Source organism: uncultured Moraxella sp. (assembly GCF_945873075.1).
GTDB lineage: Bacteria > Pseudomonadota > Gammaproteobacteria > Pseudomonadales > Moraxellaceae > Moraxella.
The window spans coordinates 1-23,438 of sequence record NZ_CAMCBS010000025.1 but is presented as its reverse complement, the minus strand read 5'-3'; the positions used below and the strand labels follow the sequence as shown (position 1 = coordinate 23,438).

Genomic DNA, 23,438 nt, shown 5'->3' with positions numbered 1-23,438 from the left:
AGACCGCTATTGACGACGATATAGCCATCTTTCATGGTCAGCTGACCTTCAAACAGTCCTGTATTTGGCTTATGACCGATAGCGACGAACATCCCCATCGCATCAAGCTGCTTGGTGCTGCCATCGACGGTTGATTCGATGATCACGCCTGTGACACCCATGTCATCACCGATGACTTCTTTGACTTGATGATTCCATTCGATTTTGACATTGCCATTATTGGCTTTTTCGAATAGCTGGTCTTGTAGGATTTTTTCAGAACGCAGGCTATCACGGCGATGGATTAGGGTTACTTCGCTTGCGATGTTTGATAGATACAGTGCTTCTTCGACAGCAGTATTGCCACCACCGATAACCACAACTTTTTGATTTTTATAAAAAAATCCATCACAAGTAGCGCAAGCAGAGACACCTTGACCCATGAATTTTTGTTCAGAGTCTAGTCCTAGATACTGCGCAGTTGCGCCTGTGGCGATGATGAGTGCATCACAGGTATAAGTGCCGTTATCGCCAGTTAGGGTGAATGGGCGGTTTTGTAGATCAACTTGATTGATGTGGTCATAGACAAGCTCAGTGCCAAAACGCTCAGCGTGCGCCTTCATACGATCCATCAAGCCATTACCGGTCAGGCCGTGCGCATCGCCCGGCCAGTTATCGACTTCGGTGGTGGTGGTTAGCTGCCCACCGACTTGCAGACCAGTGATGATGACAGGCTTTAGGTTGGCACGAGCGGCATAGACAGCAGCAGAATAACCTGCTGGGCCTGAGCCTAGGATAATAAGGCGATGATGATTTGACATAAGAATTCCTTGATCGGTGAATAATACAGTCAGTATATAAGACTCCCTAGGTGGATTACAAGTCAATGATATTAAATATGGCGATTGATTCTGTCAAAAGGGCGTGATGACAATAATCCAACGCAAAACTCATTGGTAAAACGGTGTAAATTCGCTATAATGTAGAGTTCGCCATTTATCCATATTCATAAAAGCGTGCCATCGTCACGCATCAACCGATCGACAATCATAAGATGACTTTTTTTGAGCGTATTGCGCAGTTTGATTTAGCACAGTCATTAGGCAAAAAACTACCAAGCATCAAGCAAATGGTGCTTGGCGGTATTGGCATTGTTTTATTTGGCTATTTGTTTTTGATTTTATTATCGTACAATCCTGCTGATCCGGCATGGTCGCATGTCAGTTCGGATGCGACCGTGACCAATATCGGCGGTACGGTCGGTGCGTGGTTGTCGGATATTTTGCGCACCTTTTTTGGGTGGGGTGCTTGGCTGATTGTGCTATTTTTGGCGTATGAGCTACTTCGAGTGATTGGCTTTCGTACGCAGGTGGCTTGGCTGTTTCGTCTATTGGCTTATGGCTCATTGCTTGGGTCGGTGTCGGCGCTACTGTCGTATGGCGCAGGGCTAAAGAATCCTGATTTATCCACTGTGGTTGGCGGTGTGTTTGGGCATGAACTCCAAAGTGCGATTGCAGGGCTGTTTGGTGCAGGATTTTCGGCATTGTTTTTTATCGCCTTTATTTTGGTGGTGTCGGCATTGACCTTTGAGATTCGTTGGCAGTCGGTTTCTTCAGCATTTATTGCGTGGCTGATGCCAAATAAATCCAAATCCGATGATATGTCATCAGCAGACGAGATGGATGATAAGTCAGTGCAGGTACTGGTAGATGATGATGTCGATATAGTGGATGATGGCGTAGCGGATACAGATGAAGTGGCGTATGACTATGTGCCGCATAATCATCATGGCGCATTTGAGAGCTTTGTGAAGCATTCTGGCGTGCAGCAAGATTTATCAAAAATCCACGAACAAGAACAAGCGGCCGAACAGACTGCCAAAGAAGTATCGGCGGCAGAGCGGTTTAATCGGATCGCTCGCCAAGCCATCAGCCGCTCTGCGATTAAGCCTGATATGCAGTCACCACAGGCGACATCTGATGCTCCTACAGTGCAGGATGAAGTACTCATCGAGCAGGTGTCAGCGGATTGGCAGTCACCGCACAGTGCAGCATTTACCCAAGATACACCGACAGCAGATACGGGTGATGATGTCGATGCTGATGATGCTGATAATAATCTATGGCAAGATGATACGCCATCAGCAGATGACAATTGGCAAACTGTACACAGTGATTGGCAAGCTGATGCCGATATGCCGATGGATGATGGCTTTGATGATGACGATGATGCAATGTGGGATGATGCACCTGCACCGCAGACAGCGAGCAAATCTCGTGCGATGGATACGCTTAGCTATCGTATGAGCTTGACGCCACTGCCTGAACTTGATTTGCTTGATAAGCCAAATTATGACCAAAAACCCGTCGTCACCGAAGCACAGCTTGCCGAAGCGTCAGAACTGCTTGAGATTAAATTACAAGAATTTAACATCAAAGCCAATGTCATCTCGGCGATGGTCGGCCCTGTGGTTACTCGTTTTGAAGTGGATTTGGCACCGGGTGTCAAGGCGAGCCGTGTCAGCCGTGTGGCGCAGGATTTGGCACGCTCGATGTCAAAGGCATCACTGCGTGTCGTTGAAGTCATCCCGGGTAAGCCGTATATCGGCATCGAAGTGCCAAATAAAGAGCGTGAAATGGTGCGTCTGATTGAGCTACTCGACACGCCAGATTTTCGCGACCCTGACAAACAAATTGCCATCGCCGTGGGTAAGGATATTGGCGGTAAGCCTGTGATTGCCGACCTTGCCAAAGCGCCACATATGCTGGTCGCTGGTACGACAGGCTCGGGTAAGTCAGTCTTGGTGAACTCATTTTTATTATCCATGCTACTTAAATACACGCCTGATGAGCTAAAGCTTGTACTGATTGACCCAAAACAGCTGGAGCTTGCCAACTATGGCGATATCCCGCACTTATTGACACCGGTGATTACCGATATGAAAGATGCAGTGGCAGCACTGACTTGGTGTGTCAATGAAATGGAGCGCCGTTATCAGCTGATGAGTAAGCTTAGGGTGCGTAAGATTAGCGAATTTAACAAAAAAGTCGAACACGCCGAAAGTATCGGCGAGCCGATTTATGACCCGCTATGGCAGATGAATGATAGCGTCAGTCAGTCCAAGCCGCCAAAGCTAAAACCACTGCCGACCATTGTCATCGTCGCTGATGAATTTGCTGATATGATTATGCAGCTTGGCAAGACTGCCGAAGAGCCAATCGTACGCCTTGCCCAAAAAGCTCGTGCCGCAGGTATTCACCTACTGCTTGCCACGCAGCGTCCGACGGTCAATGTCGTGACAGGTCTTATCAAGGCGAATGTGCCTGCTCGTGTGGCACTTAGAGTAAACTCAAAAGTCGATAGCCGTACCATCATCGAAGAAGGCGGCGCTGAAGATATGCTTGGTCATGGTGATATGATGTTCATCGGGCCGGGCAAAAATAACCCAGAGCGTATGCATGGCGCATTCGTTGATGATGATGAAGTCAACCGTGTCTGCGATGCGTGGCGTGAGCGTGGTAGCCCTGATTATATCGATTTGTCCGACAGCTACACCTTTGAAGGTGAAGGCAGTGGCGATATGGGCAGTGGTGGCGCATCTGCTGATGAGTTGTACGAAGCGGCGGCTGCCTTTGTGGTGGAGACGCGCAAGCCATCGATTTCGGCGGTACAGCGCAAATTTAGTATCGGCTACAACCGTGCTGCTCGCCTACTTGACCAAATGGAAGAGCGTGGACTGGTCACAGCGATGGACCACAGTGGCAAGCGCCAATTATTGTTATAGGTGAGAGATGGATTTATCAAGTGGGGCGATAGCGACCTTAGTGGTGCTTGGCGTGGCAGGCTTTGCCATTGGTAATTTTATGGGTGCACGGCCAAAGGCGTATGAGACACGAGTGGCGGATTTTCGCCTGATGGCACGGCAATTTGGCATCTATCCTAAGCTTGTGGCGTGCCCAACTTGGCTAACTGCTCGTTATGATGCCATGCGTATCGCCAAATCAAGTGATGCAAGCTTGCCAAGCACCAAAAAAACCACACCAATGATTGCGCAGTACAGCCTTGTGATGGATGAGTTATCCTTGCCGATGGCGCAGTATCTTGCTTGTGATGGCGTATGGCAGCTGATGGATATTGGCGTGGTCAATACCCCAAAAGGCGAGCGTCAAGTGCGTGCGCTTGATGGTGCGCCGATTGAGCTACCTGATGGCATTGGCGGGCGTGTACTTGGATTGTCCATCAAGGCAAATACCATTGCCCTGTATTGGCTGGATGATAAATACCAATTTAGCCACAAAGCGCATAAGCTGGATAAGGCACAAGCGACGACGGATTTGACGGCGATGCAGGCATCGTTGCAGGCGTGGGCGATGCGTGTACAGCAGGCATAAACCCAAAAAATCGCCAAAATTTGCAATTGTGCATTGACTTTTTGATAAAAATTTCGCTAAAGTAATTGACAAATTGCTCATTACCCCCTATAAAGGCAGTTTTAGTAACATTTCTTCGCAAGGGATCATTGCGAATTTGGATAATATTAAGGCAAAGACATGGCAACCACCAAAAAAACCACCACCAAAGCTGCGGCAAGCACGACCACAGCCAGCGCCAAGGGCAAAGCCTTGGTGATTGTGGAGTCGCCTGCCAAAGCCAAAACCATCAATAAATATCTGGGCAATAACTATATCGTCCGCTCAAGTGTCGGTCATGTGCGTGATTTGCCTGTCGGTGGCACGACGACCAAGACTGCCAAAGCAGACGACGAAGGACTGTCCCGTGAACAAAAAGCCGAGCGTGCGTTGGTACGCCGTATGGGTGTTGATCCTGAACACGGCTGGAAGGCGGTTTATGAAGTCTTGCCAAATAAGACCAAAGTCATCCGAGAGCTCAAAGCACTTGCCAAAGATGCCGATAAGATTTATCTGGCGACGGACTTGGATAGAGAAGGGGAAGCGATCGCTTGGCACCTAAAAGAAGTCATCGGCGGTGATGATGCCAAATACAGCCGTGTGGTGTTTAACGAAATTACCAAAACCGCCATCCAAAACGCCTTTGAGCACCCCGATCAGCTGAACATCGACCGTGTCAATGCACAGCAGGCACGCCGTTTCCTTGACCGTGTGGTCGGCTTTATGGTGTCACCACTGCTATGGGCGAAGATTGCTCGTGGCTTGTCAGCAGGGCGTGTGCAGTCGGTGGCGACTCGGCTAGTCGTTGAGCGTGAGCGAGAGATTCGTGCCTTTGTCCCTGTGGAATATTGGGAAATTCATACCAATAACAGCGCAGCAGGCGAGACATTACGCCTAGAAGCCACCAAACAAAATGGCAAAACGCTCAAGATGAGCAACCAAGTCGAAGCCGATGCTGTGGTGCAAGTCCTACAAAATTCAGCCTTTGTGGTCTCAAGCATCGATGAGAAACCAACCCAATCACGCTCATCAGCACCATTTATCACATCGACTCTACAACAGGCAGCCAGCACTCGCTTGGGCTTTAGCGTCAAAAAGACCATGATTCTGGCTCAGCGTCTGTATGAAGCAGGTCACATCACTTATATGCGTACTGACTCGACATTTTTGAGCCAAGATGCGCTAAATTCGGTGCGTGGCTATATCAGCCAAAACTTTGGCGATGCTTATTTGCCTGATAAGCCGAATTTTTATGGCAACAAACAAAACGCCCAAGAAGCGCACGAAGCCATCCGCCCATCATCGGTAGCGGTCAAATCATCACAGTTAACCGGCATGGAGCGAGATGCGCAGCGTCTGTATGAGCTGATTTGGCGTCAGTTCGTCGCTTGTCAGATGACACCTGCTCGCTATCAATCGGTGAATTTGATTGTCACTGCGGGCAATGTTGAGCTCAAGGCAAAAGGCCGTACACTTGTGTTCGATGGCTATACCCGAGTACAGCCACCTGCCAAGAGCGATGATGTGCTATTGCCTGCGGTCAAGGTCGGCGAGAGTCTGCCACTGATTAATGTTGAGCCATCACAGCACTTTACCAAGCCACCTGCTCGCTATAGTGAAGCAAGCCTTGTCAAAGAGCTTGAAAGTCGTGGCATCGGTCGCCCATCGACTTATGCATCGATTATCTCAACCATCCAAGAGCGTGGTTATGTCAAGCTTGAAAATAAACGCCTATATGCCGAGAAAATGGGCGATATCGTCACCGAACGCTTGGTGGAGAGTTTCCCTGATTTGATGGATTATGCCTTTACCGCAGGGCTAGAAGATAAGCTCGATGAAGTGGCGGTGGGGCACGAAGACTGGAAAGCGGTGCTGGATAATTTTTATCATGGCTTTAAGACCAAGCTAGAAACTGCCAAATCCAGTCACGGTATGCGCCCGAATGACCCAACCAATGTGCCTGATATTCACTGCGATATCTGCACTCGTCCAATGCAGGTGCGTACAGGCAGTACGGGGGTGTTTTTGGGCTGCACGGGCTACAATCTACCACCAAAAGAACGCTGCAAAGGCACCAAAAATCTGATGCCGGTATCGGCATTTGAGTTCGATGCTGATGATGACTCAGCCGAAGTCAATGCGCTGATGGAGAAAAAACGCTGTCCAAAATGCAATGCAGCGATGGATGGCTATATCGTCGATGGCGGGCTAAAGCTACATATCTGCGGTAATAATCCTGACTGCGATGGCTATTTGCTTGAGCAGGGTGTCTTTGAAGTTGGTGGGGCGACCAATGATGCGCCGACCATTGACTGTGATAAATGCGATGGACAAATGGAGCTTAAGACTGGTCGCTTTGGGGCGTATTTTGCGTGTCGCAAGTGTGATAATACCCGTAAAGTGCTCAAAAATGGTCAAGCTGCGCCACCACGCATGACAGCGATTGCTATGCCTGAACTACGCTCGCAGAAGTTCGATGACCATTATGTGCTGCGTGAAGGGGCAGCAGGGCTGTTTTTGGCGGCATCAAAATTCCCGAAAGTGCGTGAAACTCGTCCGCCAAAACTCACCGAACTGCGTAGCATCAAAGACCAGCTAGAGCCAAAATTCCATTATCTGTTTGATGCGCCTGATGTTGATGATAATGGCAATCCAACCATCTTACGCTGGAGTCGTAAAAACAACGAGCAATACATCGGCTCCGAAAAGGACGGCAAGGCGACTCGTTTTGCCCTAGTCTGGCGAAATGGTGCTTGGGTGAGTGAGTAATTGGAAGAATAAACCATTCACTGCATACATGAAAAAAGCAAATCCATCGTGGATTTGCTTTTTTCGTTTCTATAACGGATAAAAAATTGGTCAAGCAATTCACTTGACCAATTTGTCTCAAGCATCAACTTGAGCGCCAAAGCAGATATTAAGCCTTGCGATCAGGTAGGCTGATGTTCATCTCAAGGACATCAACGCTGTCTTCGTGGCGATGATTGATGTTTAGATCATCAATATTGACGCCATTGACATATTTGCCGACCACTGCCAAGATTTCTCGTTTCATCTGCTCGATACGCTCAGCGGTCAAACGAGTATTTAGACGATCATGGCTTGCAACGATGACTTTTAGGCGATCTTTGGCGATATCGGCACTGCTTGGGTTGCTATTACCGCCGCCAAAAAGCGAACTCCAAAATCCTTTTTTCATCATTAACCCCCAAATAGTCGTTCAAAGAAACCTTTCTTTTTCACTTCTAGATGACGCAGTGGCACTTCTTCGCCCAAGAAGCGAGCAACGATATCTTCATAGCACTGACCAGCTGCTGAGTCGGTGAAATGAATGACAGGCTGACCTTGGTTCGATGCTTCTAGGACAGTGTTGCTCTCTGGGATGATGCCGATGAGTGGCACACGCAAAATTTCATCAGCGATGGTGCGATAGTCCATCATTTCGCCTTCTGAAGCACGAGTTGGGTTGTAGCGAGTGATGACCAGATGTTCACGCACGCTGCCGCCTTCTTCGACTTTTTTGGTGCGGCTTTGTAGGATGCCGATGATACGGTCAGAGTCACGCACTGATGATACTTCTGGGTTGGTGACGATGAGTGCTTCATCAGCATGATACATGGCTAGCTGTGCGCCACGCTCGATACCGGCAGGGCTGTCGCAGACGATGTAATCAAATGCCAAATCTTCTGACAGCTCTTTCATGACTTTGGCGACGCCTTCGTCGGTCAGTGCGTCTTTGTCACGAGTTTGTGACGCAGGTAGGATGAATAGGTTTTCGTATTGCTTGTCTTTGACCAGCGCTTGGGTCAGCTTGGCATTACCGCTGATGACATCGACAAAGTCATAGACGATGCGGTTTTCGCAGCCCATGATAAGGTCAAGGTTGCGAAGACCCACATCAAAGTCGATGATGACAGTTTTAAAGCCACGCTTGGCAAGACCTGCACCAAATGATGCGCTGGTAGTGGTTTTGCCCACACCGCCTTTACCTGAAGTTACTACGATGATTTTTGCCACAATGGCACTCCTTAACTGATAAAATCGCTCAAGCGGTAGGAAAAATTGTTCCAAAAATAAGACCGCCATAAATTTGCTTTAGGATAGCATATTTGGCGGTCATCATCAATTCATCTGATGAATTTTGTGCGATGAAAATGTTAATTTTTGCTAATTGCTGTTATGTTCACAGATGCTTATAACTGATTTAATAAAGTGAACACCAAGCCCTTATCTTCATCATAAGTGACTTGTACGGCTTGGTCAATCATCTCGCTTGGGATGGCGTCACGCAGACAAAAAGTCCCTGCGACTGATACCAGCGATGGATTGAATTTTTGGCAAAAAATGCGTGCATTCTTATCACCTGTCGCCCCAGCGACCAAGCGACCCAGACCACGTCCATAGACATGCAGGCTATTATCGGTGATGGCTTCAGCGCCGTCATTGACACCGCCGATGATGGTCAAATCGCCACCAAGATGCTGCAGGCTCTGACCCGAGCGTAGCATCTGCGTATGAATACCGCTACTAAGCTGTACGCTGTGGTCTTGGGCGGTGACCAAGGTTGCGCCTTGTTGGGTGCTTGATGCTGCCGCTGAGACAGGTTCGGCGTCAGGTTTGGCGTCTGTACTGCTTGTATTGTTGGTATTGTCGCTTGAGCTATTTTGGGCAGGTGTCGGGGCTGGCTCGGCTTTGATGGCTTTGTCTGCTTTATCAGAGTTTGGTAGGCGTTCGATGCGCTTGCCATCAGCAGGGAAAATCGCCAAACGCAATTCTCGTGCCTGATCATCAAGCACGCCACTGACCACGCCGATTGGTTGGACATTGAGTAGCCATAGCATATCAATCAGTGCATCAAGCTCAATATCGACATCACTATCAATGACGATGGGCAGGCTGTCGGCGATTGGGTTGTCTTCGAGTGCACGACCGAGTTCGGTGCGGATTTGCGCCAAATCATTGGTGGTGATTTTTAGACGGCTAAAGGTCAGCATTTTGCCATATAAGGTGACGGCTTGGGTCATAGATGTACCATAATTCTTAATCAAGTTATCCACTGATTGTAACATTTTTTTGGTGATGAAAAAATAGCAAATATGAGTAAATTACACTTGACAAACCATCCAAAATACGGTTTAATATGCACCACTTTGGCGTGATAGCTCAGTTGGTAGAGCAACGGATTGAAAATCCGTGTGTCGGCAGTTCGATCCTGCCTCTCGCCACCATATTAAAAAAGCCTTTCGATGATGTCGGAAGGCTTTTTGTTGTGCAGGATTTTGTTGCGTGTTATACGCTGTGGTGTTATAGTTAAAAAAATTTGCAATTTCAAGGATGCTCACCGATGTCACATACAGCTAGCCAAAATTCTGCAAAAACCCTGTACTTATTCGTCCCTGCCATTCGCCTTGATCGTGTGCCAAAGGCAGTGGCAACGGGCGCTGATGTCGTCATCATTGACCTAGAAGATGCAGTGGCGCATGACCAAAAAGTCGATGTGCGTGCCCAATTAATCGAGTTTGATGCCACAAGTAATCACCGCTATTGGCTACGGGTGAATGGCAGCCACCAAAGCGATCATGCGTATGATTTGCAGTGTGTAGCCAAGCTAAATAAGGTTGATGGCATCGTCCTGCCAAAGTGCCAAAATCCCGAGCAGGTTGAGTATCTACACCAAGCGACAGAGCTACCTGTGATTGCGGTGGTGGAGACGCCTGTCGGTGTGGCGAATATCGCCAAGATTGCCACTGCGCATGGTTTGTATGCGATGAGTTTTGGTTGTTTAGATTTATTACACTCACACGGTGTGCGTATGGGCTCGCAGGCGGCAGCGACACTGTTTGATAAGATTCGCTGTGATTTGCTTGTGCATTCACTGGCTAATGGTGTGCATCCACCGATTGATGCGGTGTTTGTGGATTTTGATGATGAAGATGGCTTAATGGACTGCGTGCGACATTGGGCGGATTTTGGCTTTGGCGGGCAGATGGCGATTCATCCCAAGCAGATTGCCATCATGAAACAAGCTTTGGCCACCAGTGATGATGAACGAATTTTTGCCCAAAAAATCTTGGCAGAATATCAGCGTACAGGCGATACTGTCTTTGCCATTGATGGGCGTATGGTGGATTTGCCGTTGATACTGTGGGCAAAAGATATCTTGGGAGATTGTTAAGCCAAGCTTATTATAGCTAAGCCAAACCCATCACGCTCGCTCAGTCATAATCGCAATCACTTGGCTGATGTCGCTAAGACCTGTAGCCACCATAAACAGCCGATCCACGCCCAAGGCGATACCGCTACACTCGGGCAGGTCATCACACGCTGCCAATAAATACTCATCAATCGGCATCTGTGGCAGACCCAGTGCGGCACGACTGATATTATCCTGCTCAAATCGTGCTCGCAGTGCATCACCATCGGCGAGCTCATCATAAGCATTGGCAATCTCGATACCATTGATATACAGCTCAAAGCGCTTGGCGACTTGATGACCATCAGCATCGATTGCCATCTTGGCAAGTGATGCGGTGGCAGGCGGATAGTCGGTGATGAGCGTCGGTGTCTCGCAGCCTAATGTCGGCTCAACAAGATGGCTAAATAATAAATCCAGCCATCCTTGATGATCGTCGCCCATATCCAGCGTGATGCCATGCGATAAGGCGCAGGCTCTGAGCGTATCGATACTTGCGGATAATGGGTGAATCTGCGTGCTCTTGATAAAGGCATCACTATAGCTAAGCTTAATAATATCCATCGGCTGATCAAATACGGCCGTCAGTAACGCTTGCAATTCATCTGCCAGCATATCTAAGTCAAACTCAGGTCGATACCACTCAAGCATGGTAAACTCGATGTTGTGCTTGTGGCCTTTTTCATTATCCCGAAATACTTGGCACAGCTGATACATCGGCACTTGATAGGTGGCAAGCAGTCGCTTCATGGCGAACTCAGGCGATGTATGCAGATAACCTGTTTTTGGGCGACCTTGATAATGAAAATTCACCGACACCGACTCGATAAACACATCGGTATTACCATGATTTGATAAAATCGGCGTGGTGACTTCCATGACATTACGTTGATAAAAAAACTCTCGAATCTTACGCAAAAATTCTGCCTTTTTTTGGGCATTGGCAAGGGATAAAGTAGGCTGATAAGTGCTTGGAATCATATAGATTTTCTAATAAAATAAGTGTGGTTATTTGGCGGTTTTACGCTTGATTGGGTTGATAAATTTGGGATAAATTGGCAGTTTGGTAAGTTTTTATTTAGCTAAATCAGCTGAATTGAGCTTGGGTTTGTTAAAGCTTGGTTAAATTTTGATTAAATTAACCAAGCCACTCACGGCGTAGCTGATAAGTCTTACGCAGATGGTCAAAGTCAGCACCTTGTACGCCTGTATCGGTGCAGACGGCTCGTAGGCTCTTATCATCTTTGGCGATGTCATAAAACTGTGCCAGCACCGCTTTGTCGTCATCATTGCCAATCAGCTGATTGATTAACTCATCAAACTGATACGGATTGGACGGTAATAGTGGTGCGAGCGTCTGACGCACAGGCAAACCAAAACACTGACAAAACGCCTGATAAATCATATCTGTGCCACGCAATTTGCCTTCGAGCGTATAGCCTGCGATGTGTGGTGTGGCAAGCTGTAGTGCACTCATCAGTGGTGTGCTGATGGCAGGTTCGTGGGGAAATACATCCAAGATGACCTTACGCTGTGTGCGTTTGATGTCATCTAGTAGGGCGGCTTCATCGATAATCTCACCCCGAGCGGTATTGATCAGTAGTGCTGATGGCTGCATCTGTGACAGCGTCTCTTGGTTGATCATGCCAAAGGTCGGGTGGCTACCCGTGTGCGTCAGTGGCGTGTGAATGCTGATGACATCACAGCCAAGCACGGTATCGAGCGTTGCATGATTGATATCTGATGGGGCGATCAAAGGGTCATAGCCGACAACCTGCCAGCCGAGCCCTTTGGCATATTCTGCCAAAGTACTGCCGATATTGCCAAGTCCGATGATGCCCAGTCGAATCGGCGTGGTGCGATAGGCAGGATAAGTGTGCAAGATGGCGGTGATGACATATTGGGCGACCGAGTGCTTACTACAGCCAGCAGCATTGGCAAAGCAGATACCGTACTGCGCCAAAAAATCAGCATCCACATGATCCGTGCCAATAGTGGCCGAGCCCACGAACTTGAGCGGTAGGGCGGATAGCTCACCCAGCTTATCCGCTGTCATCTGACTGACCGAGCGGATAAATAGCGCATCAGGCTGATATGTCAGCAGGGCATCACGGTTGATATCACGTCCCTTTAGCTTGATGACTTGGATGTCATGATGGTGTAGATAGTCATCGATATTGGCGATATTTTCATCAGCGAGTACGGTTAGCATTCGGTGTCCTTTTTGGTGGTATCGGTATTGGCTGTGTCATCGGCATTGATGGCGTCGTGATTGATGATGGGTGTGGGTGTGGTGTCGGCCAGTAGTGCCTTGCCATCAGCCACCGCAAAGCCGGTACTACGACTGGCAAAAATCTCATTCTTGTGCTGACTGATCCACTCTCGCCATACCGCCAGCATGATGGCAAGTAGGACAGGGCCGATGAATAAGCCGACAAAGCCAAATGCCGTCAAGCCACCAAGCACCCCAATAAAAATCAAAATAAACGGAATCTTGGTCGCACCGCTAATCACCATCGGGCGAATCAGATTATCCACCCAACTAATCACAAGCATCCCCCACAGCCCCAAGCCAATGCCTTCGGTGGTATGCCCTTGGGAAAGTAGCCACAACGCCACACCACCCCAAGCAAATGGCGTACCAAACGGAATCATCGCCACCACAAAGGTAATAATGGTAAGCAAAATCGGATTGGGCGCACCGGCAACAGCATAGCCAATCCCAGCCAGTAGCGCCTGTGCCAATGCCGTCAAGCCAATGCCATACACCACCGCACGAGTCGTGGCAGTCACCGAATTGATATAATGATCAATGCGATCGCCGATGATGTTACGCAGAGCTTGGCGAATCTGCCGTACGAGACTCATGCCATCACGATAAAAGAAAAATAGCGTCATCAGTGCCATACCAAGCTTGGTAAGGTTCTTTAGCACCGCATCAAACGCCATTTTGCCATAATACAGATGCGACTGCGCCCAGTTACGCACGGCTGCCATCGATGCTTCAGGGTCTTTGTTAATTTCCCATAAAAGATTTTTGATTTGCTGACCGATGACAGGTAAGTTCTTGATATTTTCGGGCAAATCAACATAGCCAGCTTGTAGGCGACGCACCGCCATGCCATAAAAGCTGATGACTTCTTGTTGTAAGAAAAACACGCCCACCAACAGCGGCACACCAATCAACAGCGAAATCCCCACCGTCATAATCAGTGCGCTAAAGGTCGGGCTAAACTGCACCTTTTGATAAAAAAATCGATACAAAGGATAAGTCACATACGCCAAAATCGCTGCCCAAATCGCCGGCGAAATAAAAAACTGCACCACTTGAAAGCACAGAATAATGAGCAGAGTGAGTAAGATGAAAGTGAGTAGGCGCTGAATGACGCTTTCTTTAGTCCATTGTTCAATCATGATGGTGGTATCTTAAAATTTTAAAAAATTATTTTGCTTATTATGCACCAATTTTGCCAAAATAGCTTGTCTGATTTGCACCAATTTTGCACTTTTTTCTTGCTGTCTTTTGGCGGTTTAGCAATATTATTATTGTTAAAGTGATTAATAATAAAAATTAACTATTTTTGGCAGGCTTAACCAAGCGATTAAGCCCATCGGCAAAGGCTTTTTTGTCCTTGTCTGAATACGGTTTTTGTCCACCCATTTGGCTTGGGTCAAGCACGCCTGTGCCACGCATCATATCCATAAAATCACGGCTGTTGAGCTTAAGCTTAATCGTCTCAAGGCTAAACACTTCGCCCCGTGCCGTCATTGCCCATGCGCCTTTGTCCAGTACTTCGCTGGCGAGCGGAATGTCGCTTGTGATGACGCCATCGCCAGTCTCTACCGCTTGGGCGATGTAGGTGTCCGCTACATCAAAGCCATCGGCAACCACCACCGATGATAAGTGCGGTGATGGCGGCAGGCGAGTGGGGCGATTGGCGACAAAGATGGCAGGTACGCCTGTGCGATTGGCGGTCTTGATGATGAGTTCTTTGGCGATGGTAGGGATGGCATCGGCGTCGATATAGAGTTTCATAGGGTTGTCAAAGTTGCTTAAGATGATAAATAGTGATTGTCAATATTTTGCAATTTTATTTATCAAATTATAAATAAATACTGATTAAATCTATCGATGAATTTGGGATAAACCGATGGACTTATGTTTACAAAAAAATCCGCCCATCAGAGCGGATTGAGTGGATTAGCAGTTCACCAATAGGCTTTCGGCTTTTACCACAGCATCGGCTTGGCGTTCATCCCCTGTCATCACCGTGATATGGGCGATTTTGCGGCCATCTCGTTCGGATTTGTGATAATGATGATAATGCACACCATCGATGGCAAGGACATCGGCGCTGTTTGGATATTTGCCGATGACATTGAGCATCACTGATGGATGGCTGATGGCAGTATCGCCAAGCGGTAAGCCTGCGACGGCACGGATATGGTTCTCAAACTGACTACAATGCGCGCCTTCGATGCTCCAGTGTCCTGAATTATGCACGCGTGGGGCGATTTCATTGGCGAGCACGCCATCATCGGTGACGAATAGCTCAAGCGCCATCACGCCGACATAGTCCAGATGCTCAAGCAGTTTTTTGATATTGGACTGTGCTTGGGCGGTCAGATGCTCGGTATCGGCAGCAGGGGCGGTGGTCTTGGCAAGAATACCGCTTGTGTGGACATTCTCAACCAGTGGATAGTAGCGGATTTCGCCTGTTTTGCTACGCACAGCGATAATAGAGACTTCACGGCTAAAGTTGATAAAGCCTTCGGCAATCAGCGGTGCGGACTTGGTCGCATCACCAAGCGTCGCCCACGCATCATCGATGGCGTCCTGTGATTTTAGGACGAATTGACCTTTGCCATCATAGCCGCCACGACTGGTCTTGAGCACGAGTGGCAAGCCAAGCTTCTCGGCAGCTGTCTTGATGTCATCTATCGTATGCACCGCCATGAATGGGACGGTTGCGATATCTAGCTGATTAAATAGCGTTTTTTCGTTTAGGCGGTCTTGGGCGACTTCGAGCGCGCGAGCAGAGGGAAATAGTCCGCCTTTATTTGATAATTCGCCCAAAGTTTTGGCGGTATCGACAGGCGTATTTTCAAACTCCAAAGTAAAGACATCGCTTGCCTTGATAAACTCATCAAGCTCATGCGTCTTGAACACTTGACCATATAGGGTGGCAGGCGGGTTGTCCGCATCTTCAAGAAAGACACAGCGATAACCAAGTGGCAAAGCAGCTTCGGCAAGCATCATACCCAGTTGTCCACCACCTAGAATGCCGATGGTGTGAAGTGAATTTGTCATAGTTGATCTCAAATTAAAAAATATCCGAAATTTTATAAAAAACTTCGGATATTATCGCATATTTTTGACCGAAAATCTTGGACAAAACACAAATTTTACCAGTCTGTCTATCAGCTTGGCTTAGCCGATAATCCCCGGGATTGGATTAGCAAGCACGGTCTGGGTTTGCTTATTTCTAAATGCATCTAATTGCGCTGCTAGATTTTCATCGTGCAAGGCTAGGATTTGGATAGCAAGTAAGCCTGCGTTGAACGCCCCTGCTGTACCGATGGCAAGCGTGCCGACAGCGACACCTTTTGGCATCTGTACGATGGAGAGTAGGCTGTCCCAACCAGAGAGCGTGCTGGATTTGACAGGTACGCCTAGCACAGGTAGAGCGGTCTGGCTGGCACACATTCCTGGTAGATGAGCAGCACCACCTGCACCTGCGATGATGACTTGTAGGCCTTTGCCTTTGGCGGCTTTGGCATAGTCAAATAATTTGTCCGGCGTACGGTGGGCAGAGACAACTTCGCACTCAAATGCCACCCCAAAATCCGCCAAAATCTGAGCCGCTTCACGCATCGTCGCCCAGTCAGACTGTGAGCCCATGATGATGCCGACTTTTGGCGTGCCGGCTGGCGAAGTGATTGGTGCAGGTTGATCGCTCGATGACATAGGATTTCCTTATGGTGATTAAAAGAATAAATTAGCACATTTGGGCAAAAATGGCAATCAGCCGTGTGCTAAGTTTTGGGCGTAAACCCATGAATCAAAATCTATTTAACCCAAAAACTGCACAAAGCCATCATCACACAAGGCAGGCTTATCCGTATCAAACTGATAAGCGGTCAAAAATCCTGTACTGCCTGCCGAATAGTCAGTACACACCACCTGTGATGACAGACAAGTCGGCGTACCATCCAGCCAATAATGCCCAATAAAAATCGGCTTATCGGTCAAAATCTCAAAATCCATCGGCAGTGGCTTATAATCTTGGTCACTGGGCAGATGCATCACCGCACGACTGCCGAGCATTGCCACTTGGCTCAGTGGTAAGTTTTGCCAATCATCGAGCCACCATTTGATACGAGTGCGGGTGCGAGTGATATTATGCCCATCGATGAGTACGATGCCATCAGGTAGCGGGGATTCGATGCCTTTTAGAATACGCTCTAGAGCGACAAACTCACTGTTGTCCTTGATGGCGGTGGCGATGATGCCTTGATGGGTGATGCGCTGATCGGGGGTGAGATAGGGGGCGAGTGCTGTCATGGCTTTGGCGTCCCAGCAGGCGTGCACAACACAAAACTTATCAAACTCAAGCCACAGCGGCAGCTCATACAATCGGCTAATCCAGTGCCAATACTCATCACTGCCAAGCGGTAATTCATCCAAAAACGCCTGATGCTGATGCGTGTTCGACGCTGTGCGTGCTCGGCAGTAGTCGCCATCAGGGTGGGGTGTGGCATAGCCGATGGCGTTGTATTCATGATTGCCCATCACGGCGAGTGCTTGACCATGATCAATCATATCAAAGACAATCTGCAGGGTATCGACTTGACGAGCGCCACGGTCAATCAAATCCCCGATAAAAATCGCCTGATGATTCGGCGGTGCACGATAGCAGTCGCCATCATGTTGATAGCCCAGCTGTGTCAATAGCCCAATCAGCTTATCTGCTTGCCCGTGTATGTCGCCGATGATGTCATAAATCATAAAATTACCCCCATTTTGAACTAATATACCAAAATGCAGATGCTTTTGCCACGAAAACCGTTTATCATGACATCAAAAATCAGCCATTCATCAATAAGGGCAATGCTTTGACCGTACTACCCATTCTCTACCAAGACGAGCACATTGTCATCATCAATAAGCCTGCTGGGATGCTTGTGCATCGTTCATGGCTTGATAAGCATGAGACGGTGTTTGTCATGCAGACACTGCGTGACCAAATCGGACAGCTTGTCTATCCTGTGCATCGCCTTGATAGACCGACATCGGGGGTGCTACTGTTTGCATTAAATAGCGACATTGCTCGGACATTATCTTTGCAGTTTGAGCAGCATAAAGTGACCAAGACTTATCTGGCGGTGGTGCGTGGGGCGATGACGACAGACGGACGCATCGATTATCCGCTCAAGGTACGACTGGATAAAATCGCGGATAAATTTGCTGATAGCGATAAGCCACCTGAGCCTGCCATCACTGACTATCGGGTACTGGCGACGAGTGAGCAGCCCTTTGTGTCGTGTCAGCGGTTCACCACTTCTCGGTATTCGCTGGTGGAGCTTACGCCCATCACAGGGCGTAAGCATCAGCTTAGACGGCATATGAAGCACATCTTTCATCCCATCGTTGGCGACACCACCTATGGCGATAAGGTACAAAACCGTGCCATCATCGCCCATGTCGGCACAAGACGGCTACTCCTGCACGCTTATCAGCTCAGCTTTCGTCATCCGATGACAGGACAGATGATGAGCATCACCGCACCTGTGGATGATGAGTTTGGGCGGCTGATGGATGCGTTTGGGTGGGGTGATAACACACCCATCTGATGACAGATGGGTGGTGGATCAGTTGGCGAATAGGCAGACGGTGTTGAGCATGAGTTCAGCACCTGATCCTGGAACGACTCTGTGCCAATTGGCAGATGAATACCGGCTAAAGTCAGGGTTGTTGAAACTGTCAACCACCCTGCCTTGTTTGTCATAGTGGACACTGTATTCTAAGTTAAATTTGCGAGCACGGCAGTCAAAATAGTATAAGTTTGTAGATGTCCAATATTTTTTGCCACCCGCATCTTGTGCTTGTTTATATACACTCTGCTGCCATGCGGTCATCACAGATGTGCCATTGACTAGCGTGTCTGCTTGGATGCTATCTAAGTCAATGTAAAGTTTGTCAGTGTTGTTTTCGCCAAGCTCAAACCAATTCACCGCCATTGCTTGCTGTGTCATGACTGTGGCAAGTATAGCTATCAATAATTTGTAAGATAAACTACCGTTGTTTACAGTATTAAGGTAAAATACTGCAAATGAACATTCATAAAAACACACGATTGCTTCCCTACCAACGGGAAGCCATTTGGACTGCTTATCACAAGAACAAGCAGTCAGTTACTTCACTGGCATTGGAGTACAAAGTATCAAGACCTACCATTTACAAAGTCTTAAAACTTGCTCGTGTTAAGCTACTCAAGCCCCAAGCCAGTACCAACAATCGCTTTAAACAAGCCAAATATGGTATTAAACGCCTTGCTAAAGTTGAACAATCCATACAGGATAAGCTCAAAAAGCAAGCCAAGCGATACAATAAGTCCTATCCTGGTGAGATGGTGCATGTGGACACCAAACGCCTGCCCTTGCTCAAAGGACAAAATGCCAACAGTCCTAGAGAATATCTATTTGTTGCCATAGATGACTATTCTCGCGAATTGTATGCTGACATCATGCCGGATAAAACAGCCTTTAGTGCAACACAGTTTCTTGTAGAACAAGTGATAGAGCCATGCCCCTACAAAATTGATGTGATTTATTCTGACAATGGCACAGAATATAAAGGCACAAAAGACCATGAATTTTCTCAAGCCTGCTATCAAAACAACATCAATCAAAAATTTACCAAAGTAGGTAGACCACAAACCAACGGCAAAGCTGAAAGGGTCATACGAACATTAATGGAGCTTTGGCATGATAAACATGAATTTGTCAGCAGTGAGCATAGAAAGCAAGAATTAACCAGATTTCTTAATTTCTACAACACTGTTAGACCGCACTCATCTTTAAGTAAGAAAGATGAGACTACTGGCAAGACTTTAACTTTTACTCCTTATGAGTGGTTAGAGTTTTATTTTAAGCAAAGTGTAAATAACGCTTGAGTTTCTTACAAATAATTTTTTCATCATAAACTCCCAAATCTGATTAATCCAAATTAACACTGCCAAAAATTATCCTAAAAATAAGGGGTGGTGTCAAGGTGGGGATGTTGTGAATGTGTAAATTATCCTAAAATGGGATTATCCTAAATTAGAATAATAATGTCAAGTATCATAATCATGGTACTGACTTATGAAAACCATTTATCAAGATGAATACAGACAGCTGATTGATGTGCTTATTACTGCACGCAAACAACAAAATCTCACTCAAGATGAAGTCGCCAAGCAACTGCACAAGCCCCAATCCTATATCGCCAAAATTGAGAATTTTGAGCGTAAGCTTGATGTGCTTGAGTTTGTAGCATTGTGCCGTGTGCTTGGGCTGACACCCAGCCAAGTACTGATGATGATTGAGCAGATTTCGTAGATACACTATACCAATAGCAAAATATCATGTATGATAAATGAACGATATTCATCTGGAAAAATTTATGATTACTTTATATCACCTAGAAAAATCCCGTTCGTTTCGTATCGTGTGGCTATTAGAAGAGCTGAAATTGGCTTATGGCTTGGATTATCAGCTGATTAGCCATGAGCGAGATGAGCGTACTTATCTTGCGCCCAAATCTTTTAAGAACATCCACCCAATGGGTAAGGCACCGATATTGGTGGATGATAGCCTGCCTGATGGTGAGCAGGTCTTGGCAGAGTCGGCGCTGATTATTGAGTATTTATTAAGAACTTATGATAGTGAACAGCGGTTTTATCCAGTGGGTGATAAGGCGTGGCGTGATTATACTTTTTGGCTGCATTTTGCCGAAGGGTCATTGATGCCGCCATTGGTGATGGGATTGATTTTGACCAAAGCAGGTCAAAAAGCACCGCTGTTGGTCAGACCTATCGCACGCAAGCTAAAGGCAGGGATTGACCAACTGATTCTCAAAAATAACATTGATTCGGCACTGTCTTTGATTGAAGAGACGTTGACACGCTCGCCATGGTTTGCAGGCGATGCGTTTACAGGGGCGGATATTCAGATGTATTTTGCGGTGGCGGCAGCACGACAGCGTGTGGGTTTGGCAGGTGGGAGTGCGACCCAAGCATGGCTTGAGCGATGTGAATCACGAGCAGGATTTATCCAAGCGGTGCAGCGTGCAGGTTCGCCGTTCTAGGAGTTGAGTTTTAAAATAAAAAAATGGCATAACCATTGCTGATTATGCCATTTTTTGCTTAAGTTTTGATTATTTTACATCAAAACGATCGCTATTCATCACTTTGACCCACGCATTAACAAAGTCTTTGACAAACTTTTCTTTTGCATCATCTTGGGCATATAGTTCGCTATACGCACGCAAAATTGAGTTTGAACCAAACACTAAATCCACACGGGTTGCTGTCCATTTTACAGCACCTGTTTTGCGGTCGCAAATGTTATAGCTATTGCGTCCTGTTGGTTGCCAAGTGTTGTTCATGTCCACAAGATTGCGGAAAAAGTCTGTACTTAGCACGCCAACACGGTCAGTAAATACACCATGTTTGCTATCGCCATAGTTTGCCCCTAAGACACGCAAACCACCGACCAATACAGTCATTTCAGGTGCAGTTAAGCCCATCAGTTGCGCACGGTCAAGTAACAATTCTTCTGGTTGTGGTGCGTAATGTGCTTCTTGGAAGTTACGGAAACCATCATGAATTGGTTTTAAGTATTCAAAACTTTCTGCATCGGTTTGCTCAAGGGTTGCATCACCACGACCTGCCAAGAATGGGACAACAATCTCTACACCTGCATTTTTGGCTGCTTGTTCAACTGCTGCTGTACCACCAAGCACGATTAAATCTGCAATGCTGACTTTTTTGTCAAGGCTTGCTTGTAGTGTTTCATAGACAGCTAGGACTTTTGCCAAGCGCTCTGGTTCATTGCCCATCCAGTCTTTTTGTGGAGCAAGGCGAATGCGTGCACCATTTGCACCACCACGATAGTCCGATTGACGGAAGGTGCGTGCTGAATCCCAAGCGGTTGCCACAAGTTCAGCAATGCTTAACCCAGTCGCCAAGATTTTTGCTTTTAATTCGGCAATTTCAGCATCGCTTAAGGTATAATCCACCGCAGGGATTGGGTCTTGCCAAATTAAATCTTCGCTTGGCACATCTGGCCCTAAATAACGGCTTTTTGGCCCCATATCACGGTGTGTCAGTTTAAACCATGCACGAGCAAAGGCATCATCAAATGCAGTTTGGTCATTTAAGAATTTTTCAGAAATTTTGCGATATTCTGGGTCGCGAATCAGTGCCATATCAGCATCTGTCATCATAATTTTGCGCTTTTGGCTTGAGTCAAAGGCGTCAACAGGCATATCCTCAATGTCCATCTCTGATGGCTCCCATTGGTGAGCGCCCGCAGGTGATTTGGTCAATGCCCATTTATCATCGTATTTAAATAGAAGTTTGAAAAATTCATTGTCCCAACGAGTTGGATTGGTTGTCCAAGCTCCTTCAATGCCTGATGTAATCATGCCAGGTTTTTCGTAGCTCCAGCCCAAGCCTTGCTCAGCGATGTCAGCCGCTTCAGGCTCTGCACCAACTTTAGACGCATCGCCGTTGCCATGTGCCTTACCGATGGTATGACCGCCAGCGGTTAAGGCAACGGTTTCTTCATCATTCATACCCATGCGTGAGAAGGTGGTACGCATATCTCGTGCGGTTTTGATGGGGTCAGGATTGCCATCTACACCTTCAGGATTGACATAAATCAAGCCCATCATTACTGCTGAAAGTGGATTTTCAAGTTCACGACTCTCTGTCCAGCGTGTGCCTTCGCCACCTGATTTAGCCAGCCATTCTTTTTCGCTACCCCAATAGACATCTTTTTCAGGGTGCCAAATGTCTTCTCGACCAAAGCCAAAACCAAATGTTTTTAATCCTGCCGCTTCATAACCCATTGTACCTGCTAGGATAATTAAATCCGCCCAAGATAAGCGATTGCCGTATTTTTGTTTGATTGGGTACAATAAACGGCGTGCTTTATCAAGGTTAGCATTGTCAGGCCAACTGTTCAATGGGGCAAAGCGTTGATTGCCTGTGTTGCCACCGCCACGACCATCTTGGGCACGGTAAGAACCTGCTGCGTGCCACGCCATACGAGCCATCAAACCGCCATAATAGCCATAATCTGCAGGCCACCAGTCTTGGCTATCACGCAAAAGGTTGCGAATGTCTTGTTTTAGTTCTTCAACGTTTAATTTTTTGACTTCTTCGGCATAGTTGAAGTCTTCACCAAGCGGATTTACTTTTTTGTCGTGTTGGTGCAAGATGTCTAAGTTTAAGGTTTTTGGCCACCATGCAAGTGGGGTTTGTCCCTCAGTAGTGTTACTGCCGTGGACTGGACAGCCTGTGATTGATGCGGTCATGAGATGCTCCTTGTGAGTAAAAGTTGGTAATCGGTGGTCACTGCACCGATATAGCCATCTTACCATGTTAAAAAATGTACAACAGTATTTTGATGTATCCAATTATAAAGCGATTGTATCAATAGATAAAATAGATTAATTTTATATTTTTAATTAATTTTTCAAATCAATAAAATCACCCAATTGTCAAAAATCACTGCTAAAATGAACCGTTCGGACAAATTTATGCTAAACTAAAACTCATATTCTTGATGGAGAACCCCATGACCCT

Annotated in this window: 21 protein-coding genes and 1 tRNA gene; 9 read left to right on the top strand and 13 right to left on the bottom strand. The window is 47.1% G+C overall.

Annotation, left to right across the window (positions count from 1 at the left end; translation table 11 throughout):
• Positions 1-800 (bottom strand): FAD-dependent oxidoreductase (locus tag Q0N89_RS08300; RefSeq protein ID WP_294035302.1); only part of this gene is annotated, 800 nt, incomplete at its 3' end.
• Between the two features lie 233 nt (positions 801-1,033).
• On the opposite strand from Q0N89_RS08300, the gene Q0N89_RS08295 reads away from it, so the two are divergent.
• The 3 genes from Q0N89_RS08295 to topA all read left to right on the top strand — a co-directional run bounded on the left by Q0N89_RS08295 (position 1,034) and on the right by topA (position 7,157).
• Complete coding sequence (locus Q0N89_RS08295) at positions 1,034-3,763, top strand: DNA translocase FtsK (RefSeq protein ID WP_294035300.1); 2,730 nt, start codon at positions 1,034-1,036, stop codon at positions 3,761-3,763.
• A gap of 7 nt (positions 3,764-3,770) precedes the next feature.
• Complete coding sequence (locus Q0N89_RS08290) at positions 3,771-4,370, top strand: hypothetical protein (RefSeq protein ID WP_294035298.1); 600 nt, start codon at positions 3,771-3,773, stop codon at positions 4,368-4,370.
• A 159-nt stretch (positions 4,371-4,529) separates the two neighbouring features.
• Positions 4,530-7,157, top strand: a complete 2,628-nt coding sequence (gene topA / locus Q0N89_RS08285; RefSeq protein WP_294035296.1) for a type I DNA topoisomerase — start codon at positions 4,530-4,532, stop codon at positions 7,155-7,157.
• A 148-nt stretch (positions 7,158-7,305) separates the two neighbouring features.
• Here topA and minE read toward each other — a convergent pair whose 3' ends face one another.
• The 3 genes from minE to minC form a co-directional block, all read right to left on the bottom strand.
• A complete protein-coding gene (gene minE, locus Q0N89_RS08280; RefSeq protein ID WP_078254600.1) occupies positions 7,306-7,587 on the bottom strand; it encodes a cell division topological specificity factor MinE in 282 nt (93 codons plus the stop codon).
• 2 nt (positions 7,588-7,589) lie between these two features.
• Positions 7,590-8,405 carry a septum site-determining protein MinD gene (minD, locus tag Q0N89_RS08275; protein ID WP_078254644.1) on the bottom strand — a complete coding sequence of 272 codons (816 nt, stop codon included), beginning with the start codon at positions 8,403-8,405 and terminating at the stop codon, positions 7,590-7,592.
• A 176-nt stretch (positions 8,406-8,581) separates the two neighbouring features.
• Positions 8,582-9,412: a septum site-determining protein MinC gene (gene minC, locus Q0N89_RS08270; RefSeq protein ID WP_294035294.1), complete on the bottom strand. Its 831-nt coding sequence runs from the start codon at positions 9,410-9,412 to the stop codon at positions 8,582-8,584.
• Between the two features lie 128 nt (positions 9,413-9,540).
• Here minC and Q0N89_RS08265 point away from each other — a divergent pair.
• Together Q0N89_RS08265 and Q0N89_RS08260 are read left to right on the top strand one after the other, a co-directional pair.
• A tRNA-Phe gene (locus Q0N89_RS08265) sits at positions 9,541-9,616 on the top strand.
• 116 nt (positions 9,617-9,732) lie between these two features.
• Positions 9,733-10,563 carry a CoA ester lyase gene (locus Q0N89_RS08260; protein WP_294035292.1) on the top strand — a complete coding sequence of 277 codons (831 nt, stop codon included), beginning with the start codon at positions 9,733-9,735 and terminating at the stop codon, positions 10,561-10,563.
• A 30-nt stretch (positions 10,564-10,593) separates the two neighbouring features.
• Here the strand turns inward: Q0N89_RS08260 and epmA are convergent, their stop codons facing one another.
• The 7 genes from epmA to Q0N89_RS08225 all read right to left on the bottom strand — a co-directional run bounded on the left by epmA (position 10,594) and on the right by Q0N89_RS08225 (position 17,590).
• Complete coding sequence (gene epmA, locus Q0N89_RS08255) at positions 10,594-11,562, bottom strand: EF-P lysine aminoacylase EpmA (RefSeq protein WP_294035290.1); 969 nt, start codon at positions 11,560-11,562, stop codon at positions 10,594-10,596.
• A gap of 157 nt (positions 11,563-11,719) precedes the next feature.
• The gene (locus Q0N89_RS08250) at positions 11,720-12,793 is read right to left on the bottom strand and encodes a 4-phosphoerythronate dehydrogenase (RefSeq protein ID WP_294035288.1); all 1,074 of its coding nucleotides are present in this window, start codon (positions 12,791-12,793) and stop codon (positions 11,720-11,722) included.
• Complete coding sequence (locus Q0N89_RS08245; RefSeq protein ID WP_294035286.1) at positions 12,787-13,995, bottom strand: AI-2E family transporter; 1,209 nt, start codon at positions 13,993-13,995, stop codon at positions 12,787-12,789. The genes Q0N89_RS08250 and Q0N89_RS08245 overlap by 7 nt, the downstream gene beginning before the upstream one ends.
• Positions 13,996-14,152: 157 nt before the next feature.
• Positions 14,153-14,617, bottom strand: a complete 465-nt coding sequence (locus Q0N89_RS08240) for a YaiI/YqxD family protein (RefSeq protein WP_294035284.1) — start codon at positions 14,615-14,617, stop codon at positions 14,153-14,155.
• A 165-nt stretch (positions 14,618-14,782) separates the two neighbouring features.
• Positions 14,783-15,892, bottom strand: coding sequence for a 5-(carboxyamino)imidazole ribonucleotide synthase (locus tag Q0N89_RS08235; protein WP_294035282.1), 1,110 nt, complete (start codon positions 15,890-15,892; stop codon positions 14,783-14,785).
• A gap of 120 nt (positions 15,893-16,012) precedes the next feature.
• Positions 16,013-16,549, bottom strand: coding sequence for a 5-(carboxyamino)imidazole ribonucleotide mutase (purE, locus tag Q0N89_RS08230; protein ID WP_294035280.1), 537 nt, complete (start codon positions 16,547-16,549; stop codon positions 16,013-16,015).
• A gap of 105 nt (positions 16,550-16,654) precedes the next feature.
• Complete coding sequence (locus Q0N89_RS08225) at positions 16,655-17,590, bottom strand: metallophosphoesterase (protein WP_294035278.1); 936 nt, start codon at positions 17,588-17,590, stop codon at positions 16,655-16,657.
• 107 nt (positions 17,591-17,697) lie between these two features.
• On the opposite strand from Q0N89_RS08225, the gene truC reads away from it, so the two are divergent.
• On the top strand, positions 17,698-18,435 hold the full coding sequence (gene truC / locus Q0N89_RS08220) for a tRNA pseudouridine(65) synthase TruC (protein WP_294035276.1): 738 nt from the start codon (positions 17,698-17,700) through the stop codon (positions 18,433-18,435).
• Positions 18,436-18,453: 18 nt separating this feature from the next.
• Here truC and Q0N89_RS08215 read toward each other — a convergent pair whose 3' ends face one another.
• Complete coding sequence (locus Q0N89_RS08215) at positions 18,454-18,837, bottom strand: surface-adhesin E family protein (RefSeq protein ID WP_294035274.1); 384 nt, start codon at positions 18,835-18,837, stop codon at positions 18,454-18,456.
• Between the two features lie 77 nt (positions 18,838-18,914).
• Here Q0N89_RS08215 and Q0N89_RS08210 point away from each other — a divergent pair, with 77 nt between their 5' ends.
• The 3 genes from Q0N89_RS08210 (at position 18,915) to Q0N89_RS08200 (ending at position 20,932) form a co-directional block, all read left to right on the top strand.
• Positions 18,915-19,757: an integrase core domain-containing protein gene (locus Q0N89_RS08210; protein WP_294035272.1), complete on the top strand. Its 843-nt coding sequence runs from the start codon at positions 18,915-18,917 to the stop codon at positions 19,755-19,757.
• A gap of 190 nt (positions 19,758-19,947) precedes the next feature.
• Positions 19,948-20,184, top strand: coding sequence for a helix-turn-helix transcriptional regulator (locus tag Q0N89_RS08205; RefSeq protein ID WP_294035270.1), 237 nt, complete (start codon positions 19,948-19,950; stop codon positions 20,182-20,184).
• Positions 20,185-20,248: 64 nt separating this feature from the next.
• A complete protein-coding gene (locus Q0N89_RS08200) occupies positions 20,249-20,932 on the top strand; it encodes a glutathione S-transferase (RefSeq protein WP_294035268.1) in 684 nt (227 codons plus the stop codon).
• A gap of 69 nt (positions 20,933-21,001) precedes the next feature.
• Here Q0N89_RS08200 and katG read toward each other — a convergent pair whose 3' ends face one another.
• Positions 21,002-23,167 (bottom strand): catalase/peroxidase HPI, encoded by a 2,166-nt coding sequence (katG, locus tag Q0N89_RS08195; protein ID WP_294035266.1) that lies wholly within the window; start codon positions 23,165-23,167, stop codon positions 21,002-21,004.
• Positions 23,168-23,438 lie beyond the last annotated feature (271 nt).

Coding starts and splice junctions, on each gene's coding strand:
- Q0N89_RS08295 (WP_294035300.1), top strand. CDS start 1,034: ATGACTTTTTTTGAGCGTATTGCGCAGTTTGATTTAGCACAGTCATTA.
- Q0N89_RS08290 (WP_294035298.1), top strand. CDS start 3,771: ATGGATTTATCAAGTGGGGCGATAGCGACCTTAGTGGTGCTTGGCGTG.
- topA (WP_294035296.1), top strand. CDS start 4,530: ATGGCAACCACCAAAAAAACCACCACCAAAGCTGCGGCAAGCACGACC.
- minE (WP_078254600.1), bottom strand. CDS start 7,587: ATGAAAAAAGGATTTTGGAGTTCGCTTTTTGGCGGCGGTAATAGCAAC.
- minC (WP_294035294.1), bottom strand. CDS start 9,412: ATGACCCAAGCCGTCACCTTATATGGCAAAATGCTGACCTTTAGCCGT.
- Q0N89_RS08260 (WP_294035292.1), top strand. CDS start 9,733: ATGTCACATACAGCTAGCCAAAATTCTGCAAAAACCCTGTACTTATTC.
- epmA (WP_294035290.1), bottom strand. CDS start 11,562: ATGATTCCAAGCACTTATCAGCCTACTTTATCCCTTGCCAATGCCCAA.
- Q0N89_RS08250 (WP_294035288.1), bottom strand. CDS start 12,793: ATGCTAACCGTACTCGCTGATGAAAATATCGCCAATATCGATGACTAT.
- Q0N89_RS08245 (WP_294035286.1), bottom strand. CDS start 13,995: ATGATTGAACAATGGACTAAAGAAAGCGTCATTCAGCGCCTACTCACT.
- Q0N89_RS08240 (WP_294035284.1), bottom strand. CDS start 14,617: ATGAAACTCTATATCGACGCCGATGCCATCCCTACCATCGCCAAAGAA.
- Q0N89_RS08235 (WP_294035282.1), bottom strand. CDS start 15,892: ATGACAAATTCACTTCACACCATCGGCATTCTAGGTGGTGGACAACTG.
- purE (WP_294035280.1), bottom strand. CDS start 16,549: ATGTCATCGAGCGATCAACCTGCACCAATCACTTCGCCAGCCGGCACG.
- Q0N89_RS08225 (WP_294035278.1), bottom strand. CDS start 17,590: ATGATTTATGACATCATCGGCGACATACACGGGCAAGCAGATAAGCTG.
- Q0N89_RS08215 (WP_294035274.1), bottom strand. CDS start 18,837: ATGACACAGCAAGCAATGGCGGTGAATTGGTTTGAGCTTGGCGAAAAC.
- Q0N89_RS08210 (WP_294035272.1), top strand. CDS start 18,915: ATGAACATTCATAAAAACACACGATTGCTTCCCTACCAACGGGAAGCC.
- Q0N89_RS08205 (WP_294035270.1), top strand. CDS start 19,948: ATGAAAACCATTTATCAAGATGAATACAGACAGCTGATTGATGTGCTT.
- Q0N89_RS08200 (WP_294035268.1), top strand. CDS start 20,249: ATGATTACTTTATATCACCTAGAAAAATCCCGTTCGTTTCGTATCGTG.
- katG (WP_294035266.1), bottom strand. CDS start 23,167: ATGACCGCATCAATCACAGGCTGTCCAGTCCACGGCAGTAACACTACT.